The following is a 10,434-nucleotide window of genomic DNA, read 5'->3' as shown; positions in this document are numbered from 1 at the left end:
ATCTTTGCTGCCCCAAAAAATACCCTGTAGTGTTTGTAATTTCTCCGTTTTATCCTCAATCTGCTTGTTGAGTTTCGTCACACGTACACGATTTTGGTGGTTGCTTAAACTCATCGTATAAACATCGTAAATATCATCACCATATTTCTGATAAAGATTGAGAATACTGGAATAGGAGAGATTAAATTGGCTCTCAATTGGCTCGATCTTATCAGCGACAACGGCTTTAATCTCAGCTGTATCAGCGTAAGCGGGAACAATTTGGGAGTAGACGTAACCGATCGTGTCAATACCGCGTCTGCCTGCCCGTCCTGACATTTGGTGATACTCACGCGCCTTGAGATAGCGAAAACCGATACCATCAAATTTTTCAAGGCTATCAAAAACAACAGCGCAAGCGGGCATATTAATACCAACAGCAAATGTCTCTGTAGTAAAGAGGAGTTGAATCAATCCAGAAGTAAATAGCCGTTCTACGACCTCTTTGAGCGTGGGTAACATCCCCGCATGATGATAGGCGATCCCACAGCTGACGAGCTTACGAAACTCTGCAACCTTTTTTTCTGCAGCGATGTCAAACTGAACGCAAAGTTCGTCAAATTGCTTTACAATCTCCGCTTTCTGCTTTTTATTAAGCAATGCAACCTGCGATCCGAATACCAATGTGGATGCGTTTTCCTCACACCCCTTTCGGCTAAAACAGAAATAGAGGCATGGCAGCTGCTTCTCTCGCTGGAGATATGGAATAAGCCGTGTCTCCGTAAAATCAGCCGGAAGCGGCTTTAGAGGTTTATCGTCAGGCAGATCCGGTCTTCGTTTACGCGTTTCGCGGTGTGCTCTGTTGCGAAGTGCAGTGATATGCTTTATACCACCAATACCGTAACCTTTAAAATAGAGGTGATGTTCCAAGGGGACAGGACGCTCTAATTCCTCCACGATCTCAATATCAATATCTCGGACGCTCTGCATCCACTCTGCGAAGGGTCTAATGTTCGGAATCGTGGCACTCAGGCAGACAAATTTAATATGTTGGGGTGCGAAGATGATGCTCTCTTCCCAAACGGTACCACGCTCAATATCGTTAATATAGTGGATTTCGTCAAAAATGACGTAGGAGACATCCTGTAATCGTTCAATGTCATCAAAGATAGTATTTCGGAAAATTTCGGTCGTCATCAATAGGACTTGGGCATACGGATTGAGCACCACATCGCCTGTAACAATGCCAATTTTGTCGCCGTATTCAGCATAAAAGTCTCGATATTTTTGATTGCTGAGGGCTTTGATCGGTGCGGTATAGATAACGCGGCGGTTTTCCTGAAGGCACTTTTCGACAGCGTACTCTGCGATAACAGTTTTGCCAGCACCTGTAGGAGCAGTGACAATAACCGAGGTATCCCGATTAATTGCCGCGATCGCTTCCTCCTGAAACCGATCCAATTTTAACCCTTTATAGTGCATCCATTCCTCCTTGCATCTGAGTCCCTCTCCGTGTAGTGCTCAAGCGGTTTGAGGCGTAATATTATAAGTAATTTTAATAGATACAGCGTTTTTTGTCAAGGAGAAATTGTTTTTATTTTCGCAGTCAGAGGGACAGTTATCAGTGAGAATAGTTGCCAGAGTATTAGTCGTCGGTTTCCATGAGTTGTCAGTAAGAACGGTTCTGTGGGTTTTGTCTTGACATCCTCTACCCGCCGTGTTATCATGATATAGGTAGATTCAGACCATGTTCCATATTAAAAAGTCGGAGGAAAATCATGCAAGACGGTAAACGGGTACAAAAGCGACACATCTGGACCAAGCGCGCCGTTGGGATATTGGTATGCGCTGCCCTCTGCACTGTTATCGCCTCGGCACAAAAGAGTGAAAATAAAAATGAGCAGGTAAGAACTTGGGCGGACCTTGGCGTAACATCGACACATCAGACCCAACTTGAAGCGTTATGGGAGTTAAAACGTCAAAAAGAGATTCAGTCAGTCAAAGACTTGAAAACCTTAAATCGGTTCGCAAAAGATTCACTTGTTGAAGATGCGGAGGTTCAAGAAACTCTGGACGCGTTTCGGGCGAAACGCAAAAAAGCACAGGGACAGATCGAGAAGATCGAGGAAGAATTGCTCCAGACATTGCCGACGCAAGCCCAACTCCATTTAACGCTTTTGGGCATCTTGGATAACGGTGTCCCACGCAGAATAACAAAGTCGCAAACCAGCAAGAAAACAGAGACAACGTCCGAGCAGGGCAAATAAAAAAGTGGAGGATACCAGACTTGAACTGGTGACCTCTTGCATGCCATGCAAGCGCTCTCCCAGCTGAGCTAATCCCCCACATAAAGATTACTTTAATTATATCATATATTCTCAGGGAATGCAAAAAAATTTGCTTTTTTCGGAAAAATGACCAAAAAACCGCAAACAGATCCATTTTTCTCCTTCGCGAACCTTGATAGTAACGAGGTTGAACTCGCAACAGGTGCCCTACTTATTGCGCAAAGCGAGTACCGCGAACTCAATATTGAGAATTACCTCCACCAACTTGATGAGATGGCGGATACGGTTCGGGAACGGATCCAAGAGGCAACGCTACCTGAGCAGCATATCACCGAACTAAATCGATACCTCTTTCAGGAAAAAGGGTTCACAGGAAATACGGACAACTACTACGCCCTCGGCAACAACTTCCTGAACTTTGTCCTTGATAAAAAGACAGGGATTCCAATTACGTTAGGTGTTGTTTACATCGAAGTCGGTAGACGTGCTGGGTTACCCCTCGTTGGCGTAAATTTTCCAGGGCATTTTCTGGTCAGATACCAACGTGACCATTTGGACATCCTGCTTGATGTATTTGAAAACGGGTCTTTTATGTGTGAAGACGCACTCCAGGTGAAACTCCAAGAAACCCACGGTGAATCGGTGCCGCTGGAATCGAGTATGTTAACTGAAGCGACAGATAAAGAGATTCTTGCCCGCATTTTGCGGAATTTGACGCGCGCCTACACGCTCCTTGAGAACTACGACAAAGCACTTACAGCGGCTGAACGCATCACGTGGCTGCTCCCGAATGCTGCTGCGGATTATCGGCTGCTCGGTTACTTACACTACAAAAACCATGCGTATGGTGAAGGTATCGCCGCCTTCGAGACATATCTCCAACTCGCAGACGCACCCCCGGATGCCACGGAGGTCGAGCGAAACATACAACACCTCCAAAAACTGCTCTCGCGTCTGAATTAAGTTTACCCAACACAAAAAACATGACATTTTTTCACAGACGTGATATACTGGGTCCGAACGTTCTGTTAGCGGATGCGCACGGTGCAGCGGATTTCCGCTTTCAAGTCCGTGACGGTCCGCATACGGGTTATAATGGCAAACACTACATTCAAAAGGAGTGATTATCAGAAAAAATGTTAACTAAAGCCGACATTGAACATGAAAAATTAAAAGTGAACTCCTCATTTTTTAAGGATGCCCTTGCACCGACTCGTGAGGAAGCAGCACTTCTGTCAATGCTTGATAGCCTCGGCAAATTACCAGTCGGATTTAACGGCGAGTTATTCATCACATTGCTTACGCACGTGAATCCGAAAATTCGTATGCTTGCAGCAAAAAATATAGGCAAACTCAAAGACGAAAAGTTTTTGACAGAACTTTCACGGTTCGCATCCACGGAAAAGAATACTTTCGCCCGCCGCGAGGCAATTTCTGCGATTGGGCGTATGAGAAGCGAGAAAGCAATTCCAACCCTGATCCAGTATCTCTCCGATGCAGATCCAAAAGTTGTCTTACAGGCACTAAGAGGTTTGCTCTACTTCAAGGAAAAACCTGAAGTCCAAACAGCGTTAGATTCTCTAAGTGAACACCCGAATGAACTCATCCGCGAACACCTCGCCAATGAGGTGAAGCACAAAAGCGCGCGCTCACAGGGTATAAAAAAAGATCAGCACCATCCATCCAGTCCAGATTCTCTCAAAAATGTGCTTGTCTATGCCGATGTCCAAGAAGCACTAAAGATAATCCCTGATGAGTCAATCCATCTTACCTTTACGTCACCACCTTATTACAACGCTCGCGATTACACGATTTATCAGAGTTACGAGGCATATCTTGAGTTCCTAACTGCGATTTTTAAGGAGACGCATCGTATTACAAAAGAAGGACGGTTCTTTGTGCTCAACACGTCCCCTGTTATCGTTCCACGCATTAGTCGAGCACATTCCAGCAAGCGATATGCCATTCCCTACGATCTACATCCGCGTCTCACTAATATAGGATGGGAGTTCATTGATGACATCGTTTGGACAAAACCGGACTACGCTGCAAAGAACCGAAATGGTGGATTTTTTCAACATCGTAAACCCCTCGGTTACAAGGCAAATTCTGTCACTGAAAGCGTTATGGTGTATCGTAAAAAAACAGACAAACTGATCGATTGGAACATCCGGCAATACGACGACGAAACTGTTGAGGCGAGCAAAGTTATGGGAGAGTATGAAAAAACGAATCTATGGCATATTAACCCAGCAACTGACAAGATTCATCCAGCAGTTTTCCCAGCTGAATTGGCAACACGTGTCGTTCAGTTTTATTCCTTTAAAGGCGACCTTGTCTTCGACCCATTTGCCGGCAGTGGAACTGTTGGACACGTTGCCTTGACTCATGAACGGCATTTTCTTCTTTGCGAAAAGGAAGCGGAGTATGTTGAACGTTCAAAACAGCTGCTTGACGCTGCTTTGTTTACTCATGCCAAGCCTCGGGTACTCTCACTTACCGATCTAAAATCTGAACTTGAGGAAAGGAATAAAAACCTATGACTGTTACCGGTGTTGTTATCAAAAATATGATCCGAAAACTGATCACCGGACAAGATTACCGCTCTGAAATCGTGACGCTGCTTGATGCGGAGTTCTTGCAATACGTTGTGGACTTTTTTAAACGTGTTGCTTGTGCCAAGTTGGATAATAAAGATGTGACTGTTGATTGGTACAAAAAGGAATTCCTTTGTTCGGATTCATTTTCTCCTCAAGAAATCGCTATTCATTCAGGGCTGAATAAAAAGACAATCACAAATATGTACGATTCAGGCCGCAAACAAATTGTGTTGGAAGCATCCATAGAGCATTACGATGCGCTTTACGATGCCATTAACAGTTTGACCGAACAAGATGGCATGAATATAGCCCTGACAATAAAATTTCGGGACGTGAGTGTTGATTTGAATATCAACGAAAGTTTGATTGTCATCAATACACTCGCTGTCAAACGCTCTGCCCTCAGGGGAGGATTATGGAGCACAGCAGGAAAGCAAGTCGAAAAGCCTTTAATGGCGACGCTTTGCGCTCTTTTTCGAGTGCCTCAAAAATATTACGATCAAGGTAAGCTCCCAGACTCACAACGTGAATCTGATTTTTACTTGTTTGATGATACAGAGGAAGGTTTTCCGTGCGAAGTGAAGTTGATGGGAAAAGGAAATCCTGAAAGCGCGGATGCGGTGTACGCCAGGGACAGCCGCGTATTGGTTGCAAATACACTCTCGGACTTGAACAAACAACAAATGGATGAAAATGGTATTTTCTGGGTCGAACTTAAAAATGCAGACGATTACAAGCGGTTTGAGCAGGTCCTAAATGCGCTCTCAATTCCGTGTCAGCCCTTTACCGGAGATATTCAAGACGCATTAGATAAAATTTTGCCCGTCATTCTGTCCGATGATGTCCAAGACTCTGTAACCCCAGAGGTAGTCCTACGAGAACGCGAGCAAGATGACAATTCCGCTTCACAATTACTGGTCGATTTTGAATGAAAATTTTAGGTATTGACACCTCAACGCCTATCGGAAGTATCGCCTTAATGGATGGCGATAATTTAGTCGCGGAGCATACGCTCAATATCGTCCAAGCACACTCCTCGAGACTCATGCCCGCAATTGATAGCGTCTTGAAATGGGGGAATATAACGGTAGAGGCTTTGGACGGATGCGCTGTCGGTATTGGACCCGGATCGTTCACCGGCATCCGTATCGGTGTCGCCACGATCAAATCCGTCTGTTATGCGCTTGACACACCGATTGTCGGGGTCTCGACCTTGGAGGCAATTGCGTATAATCTCCGCTCGACAAACGGGATCATCTGTCCACTTCTCGACGCTCGACGGAGCGAAATTTATGGCACTGTTTTCCACGGGGGGACCGAATGGAAACGCCTTAGCGAAGACCTCTGTTTATCCATCGATGCGTTCCTCGATCGACTCAATACGGATGTCCCCGCAAATGGCACTCTCAATTTTGTAGGAGACGGACTCCTGACATACGGAGATGCTGTCCGAGAGAGGCTCGGTGCGCGTGCAAACTTCGCCCATCCCATTTTCAATGTTCCACGCGGAGCAACGATTGCACACCTTGGGGCACAACGGCTGCAGCACGGAGAGAGCGATAGTTATTGGACTTTAGTGCCGAACTACGTTAGACTCGGATTATACTGAGCAGCTATGTCGTATGTGAATTCCTTACAATCGGAACGGGAACAAGACTGCACAAGCTAAAAGTTTATGCTACAATTCGGTTTTTTCTTTAAAATTCTATTGAAGAACTTTCAATGAGAAATAATATCAGGTGAAGTGCCACAATTAGATGAACCGTATCTTTAAAAACACGTCCTCTCTTTTTAGTGCCCATCTTATCGGTCGCCTCGGCTCACTCGTGATAACGATCTGGCTCATGCCGCGTTATTTCACTGAAAGTGAACTCGGCGGCTATTTTGTTGCGATTGCGCTCACGAACCTTATTGCGATTCTGACGGAATTGGGACTCCAAAATCCACTCATCCGAGAAATGACGTTGCACCTGCAACAGACCCGACATTACCTCGGCAACGCCCTCATCGTTCGCATCATTCTCTCAATTGTCGCATACAGCATTATGATTGTCAGCGGTATATATCTCTATCCCTCGATAATCGTAAAGATGATAGTTTTCCTGGGATTGGCAGAGATTGTCAATTCCTTGGCACAATTGTATCGCTGCGTCTTTCGCGCCCACGAGGAGATGAAATATGAGGCTTTCACTGTAATAGCCGAACGTGGTGCGTTTCTGATTATGGGTGGCGGTGCGATTCTACGCGGCTATGGACTCGTCCCAGTCTGTCAAGTGATGCTCGCAGCGAGTTGTATTAACCTGATATTGAGCGTCGGATTCACCCGATTCCGGTTCACACAACTCCGTTTCCAACCGAGTCGCGAGATCGTGAAAGTGCTGATGCAGCAGGCACTCCCCTTTGCAATCGGTAACCTTTTCAATCTCCTCTATTTTCGCGTCGATGCGATTATGCTGTCAAAATTAAGTGTAGAAGGGGTGGATGCCAACACATGGTACGGTTTGGCGTATACGATTGTTAACGCTTTCACGATTCTGCCGGGTGCGTTCATGATGGGTGCGATGTTCCCTGTTCTCTCCCGGGCGTGGGAACGCGAAAAAGGGAGATTTCCGGGGGCATATTCGTTGGGTATGCGGTGGATGGTGCTGAGCGGATTTCCATTGGCGGTCGGACTGTCAACGCTATCTCCCGAAATTACGGCGGTGTTATTTCCGACCTACACACCGAATGAAGTCGTCAAAATATCAGCAGCACTCCAATGGCTCAGTTGGGCGGGTGGACTCATTTTCATAACGACAGCAGTGTTGGCAGTCTTACGGGCGACAGACAAACGTCGGGCTTTCTCAGTGCTGATGGGAACAACGGCACTCCTGAATATCTGTTTGAATTTATACCTCATCCCGCGTTTCAGCCATACGGGTGCCGCAATCGCCATGGTTATCAGTGAGGGATACCTACTGATTTTTGGAATCGGTTACATTTCAAGGCACATCATCAAATTGCGGGAGACCCGTCTTGTATTCCGCACGTTTTTGAAAGCAATTGCTCTCTCTGCGCTGATGGGTGTTGGTTTAGTGCAGTTGAAGGGATCGTTTTCTATCTGGGTGCTGATTCCGTCGGCAGTGCTGTTTTACGGTGGCGGGATGGCACTTCTGGGTGAATTCCGGGAAAGACTTCGGTTTGATTAGCAGTTCCTATTTCACTATCACTACCCGTTGTGTTGCGACAAAGTCTCCCGCCACGAATTGTAAAAAGTAGACACCACTCGAAACGGGTTCGCCTGTTTCGTTCCGTCCATCCCAATAAGCGGCTCGCTCCCGTGTGAGATAATATCCAACAGGCTTGAACCCAACAGAGATCGATCGGACCAAACGACCACTAATATCGTAGATTTTTATACTTACGTCCGCTGTTTCCGCCAACTGATACGGTATCCACGTTTCTGGGTTGAAGGGATTGGGGTAATTTGATAGAAGTTTCGTCTCCCTAACGCGCTGATTTGCGGCTGCGATTTGGTTCGGGGCTTCCAACCCCGCCCCTTTTGCCGTAATAAACAGATCCGCCCAATGTGCCCAGTCGCAGCGGTTACTTTCACCAGGATCAGTAACCAATTCCAACAATACATGTTCCCCCGCGTACCTTGAAAGAGATATGTTGATATCTTTCCATCTAAAAGTATCTGCGAAATGTTCAAATTGCGTTTCGCCATTCACAAGCACTCTAAAAAAACACACCATCACTGCATCCGTCCTGTAATCCCATTGAAAAGGAAAACATTAACTCACGCGCTTTGGGCAAAGAAAGTAAAAATTGGAGAACAGTTTGTCCACCATGGGGCGGATGGGCAAAAATAGTTTCCTTATTCACACCATCTAAAGTTAACTCCATTCTCTGACCTGAGTTCCAAACACTCCCACGTCGGAATATACCCTCAAACTGTAATCCAGTAACAAAATCAGTGTCTCTCAAATTATATGGGGAAACCACTTCTGCATCGGACTCAAAGAAAAAAAGAACCTGTGCCGGTAGTTTCGTATTGAGGACATATCGCCCTTGTCCAACACTGCGAACCGTATCAGGAAAATTTTTTATCGGTTCATTGGGGAGGTAAAACCCTACTTCCGTAAGCGTATCCGACGGTTCGGAGGTAATTTTAGGTTCCCCCCACCTTGCCCAATCCCACCCGGTATTTTCTTTGGGACCTGGGTTCGTGGAAAATCGGAGTTTGACATCTGCACCTCGGTAGGTTGTCAAATCCAGATGGATTTGCTCCCATTTTTGTTCTGTGTAATGTTGACGAAAAATTTCATCGCCTTGGACAGAGACGATGAACGTTACACCATCAGAGTTCTCAGAACCCTCTGCCAACCCAATATTAAACTCCAAACGAATGTGAGGGCTATCTGGTAGCGAAAGGGCCCACTCCCCAAATGTATCCCCACTGATACCCTGCCAAGGCGGGTGTGCATCAATTGCGGACTTACGAACACCAGCGATAGAAACCTCCGTTTTCTGAAAAGAAGCCCCTCTTTGTCGTGGCAATTCCTTACCTTCGTGGACAATGCCTGTCCTTACAAGATGAAGTTCTGATAATAAATCAATTGCGTGAGAGATATCCATCCTTTCGAGTCGAAATAGCGCAGCATTTTCCGTCACACGTGATTCTGTCACAGAAACGCCATCAGGCAAGGCGTTGATATGTGCTTGAGAGAAATCGCGTGGTGTGTCGTTCAAAAAATAAGATTTCTCAGGATGCAATCCGAGGAGTGTGGTCTCGTTGTAAGCACTCCAATGTGGTATATTCCGTTGAGTCTTCACCTGCGTCACCCCAAAAACACGTTCATACCCCAGACTTTCTTCAGGTAAAACAAACGTAGTCCCCATTTCTGTTTTTTTCAGAACCGCAATTTCGCTGTCTTCTGCAACATATTGAAATAAAGTGTTAGGTGCCCAGTCGGATTCAAAGTCAGGTTTCAATCCTTGTTGCTGCCATGTTCGCGCAATCGCGAGTAACTCCTGTGTCCTTACTTGTTCAGGACCCAAGTCAGCTACTGACGAGAGCTGAAGCGTAGGCAAAACGCCCCAATTCTCATACGCATTTAGATACTCTTGGTAAAGTTGTGGGGCTCTATCAGGGTTAGGCAACCCCAAATAGCCGTAGGGCAATGTATAAGGAGAGAATAAGAAGGTACTAATCGGATGTGGGGTTCCCCGTGGTTGCGGGATTCCCCGCGGTGTGGGTTCAAACTGTTGTGGCGGGAGTTTCCAACGTTGTGCGAAGCTTTCACGAAAGAATGTCACTTCATGCAGATGCTCACCACTGAAAACAACGCCTGGCATCGCCTCTGCCAACTCGTTGTGCATTAGCACGTTACCTTGACCTGCATTTAAACCTTCAATTAATCCGTTTGCATCGTTTATCACAAAGTGACTAACGTCCAAATGAAAAGCATCCACTTTGTATTTTTCCCACACGTTCTTCAGTTGTTGAATAAGGAGGTTTCTAAACCTTCTAAAGTTTGGACAATTTTAAGAATTAAGATGCAGAAAAGCAGAAAAGCAGGTAT

9 protein-coding genes and 1 tRNA gene are annotated in these 10,434 nt (G+C 45.9%); 6 read left to right on the top strand and 4 right to left on the bottom strand.

The window, feature by feature from the left end:
* Positions 1-1,461: DEAD/DEAH box helicase (locus F4X88_21725; GenBank protein MYA58904.1), on the bottom strand; the 1,461-nt coding region annotated here is incomplete at its 3' end.
* A 296-nt stretch (positions 1,462-1,757) separates the two neighbouring features.
* On the opposite strand from F4X88_21725, the gene F4X88_21720 reads away from it, so the two are divergent.
* A complete protein-coding gene (locus F4X88_21720; protein MYA58903.1) occupies positions 1,758-2,246 on the top strand; it encodes a hypothetical protein in 489 nt (162 codons plus the stop codon).
* A 5-nt stretch (positions 2,247-2,251) separates the two neighbouring features.
* On the opposite strand, the gene F4X88_21715 is transcribed toward F4X88_21720, so the two are convergent.
* Positions 2,252-2,324, bottom strand: a tRNA-Ala gene (locus F4X88_21715).
* Between the two features lie 69 nt (positions 2,325-2,393).
* Here F4X88_21715 and F4X88_21710 point away from each other — a divergent pair.
* From F4X88_21710 to F4X88_21690, 5 genes are all read left to right on the top strand, one after another.
* Entirely contained in the window at positions 2,394-3,230 is an 837-nt protein-coding gene (locus F4X88_21710; protein MYA58902.1) for a tetratricopeptide repeat protein, read from the top strand.
* Positions 3,231-3,403: 173 nt separating this feature from the next.
* On the top strand, positions 3,404-4,810 hold the full coding sequence (locus tag F4X88_21705) for a restriction endonuclease subunit M (GenBank protein MYA58901.1): 1,407 nt from the start codon (positions 3,404-3,406) through the stop codon (positions 4,808-4,810).
* Positions 4,807-5,799: a CfrBI family restriction endonuclease gene (locus F4X88_21700; protein ID MYA58900.1), complete on the top strand. Its 993-nt coding sequence runs from the start codon at positions 4,807-4,809 to the stop codon at positions 5,797-5,799. The genes F4X88_21705 and F4X88_21700 overlap by 4 nt, the downstream gene beginning before the upstream one ends.
* On the top strand, positions 5,796-6,476 hold the full coding sequence (tsaB, locus tag F4X88_21695; protein MYA58899.1) for a tRNA (adenosine(37)-N6)-threonylcarbamoyltransferase complex dimerization subunit type 1 TsaB: 681 nt from the start codon (positions 5,796-5,798) through the stop codon (positions 6,474-6,476). The genes F4X88_21700 and tsaB overlap by 4 nt, the downstream gene beginning before the upstream one ends.
* Before the next feature lie 148 nt (positions 6,477-6,624).
* Entirely contained in the window at positions 6,625-8,055 is a 1,431-nt protein-coding gene (locus F4X88_21690) for an oligosaccharide flippase family protein (GenBank protein ID MYA58898.1), read from the top strand.
* Between the two features lie 6 nt (positions 8,056-8,061).
* Here F4X88_21690 and F4X88_21685 read toward each other — a convergent pair whose 3' ends face one another.
* Positions 8,062-8,604, bottom strand: coding sequence for a hypothetical protein (locus F4X88_21685; protein MYA58897.1), 543 nt, complete (start codon positions 8,602-8,604; stop codon positions 8,062-8,064).
* A complete protein-coding gene (locus tag F4X88_21680) occupies positions 8,588-10,324 on the bottom strand; it encodes a hypothetical protein (protein MYA58896.1) in 1,737 nt (578 codons plus the stop codon). Before F4X88_21680 ends, F4X88_21685 begins: the two co-directional genes overlap by 17 nt.
* Positions 10,325-10,434 lie beyond the last annotated feature (110 nt).

The sequence above is a fragment of the Candidatus Poribacteria bacterium genome (genome assembly GCA_009839745.1).
In the GTDB taxonomy this organism is placed as follows: domain Bacteria; phylum Poribacteria; class WGA-4E; order WGA-4E; family WGA-3G; genus WGA-3G.
This window is presented reverse-complemented; position numbering and strand designations above follow the sequence as displayed.

Excerpts from the sequence above, each read along its gene's own strand:
- F4X88_21720 (MYA58903.1), top strand. The coding sequence starts at position 1,758 with ATGCAAGACGGTAAACGGGTACAAAAGCGACACATCTGGACCAAGCGC.
- F4X88_21710 (MYA58902.1), top strand. The coding sequence starts at position 2,394 with ATGACCAAAAAACCGCAAACAGATCCATTTTTCTCCTTCGCGAACCTT.
- F4X88_21705 (MYA58901.1), top strand. The coding sequence starts at position 3,404 with ATGTTAACTAAAGCCGACATTGAACATGAAAAATTAAAAGTGAACTCC.
- F4X88_21700 (MYA58900.1), top strand. The coding sequence starts at position 4,807 with ATGACTGTTACCGGTGTTGTTATCAAAAATATGATCCGAAAACTGATC.
- tsaB (MYA58899.1), top strand. The coding sequence starts at position 5,796 with ATGAAAATTTTAGGTATTGACACCTCAACGCCTATCGGAAGTATCGCC.
- F4X88_21690 (MYA58898.1), top strand. The coding sequence starts at position 6,625 with ATGAACCGTATCTTTAAAAACACGTCCTCTCTTTTTAGTGCCCATCTT.
- F4X88_21685 (MYA58897.1), bottom strand. The coding sequence starts at position 8,604 with ATGGTGTGTTTTTTTAGAGTGCTTGTGAATGGCGAAACGCAATTTGAA.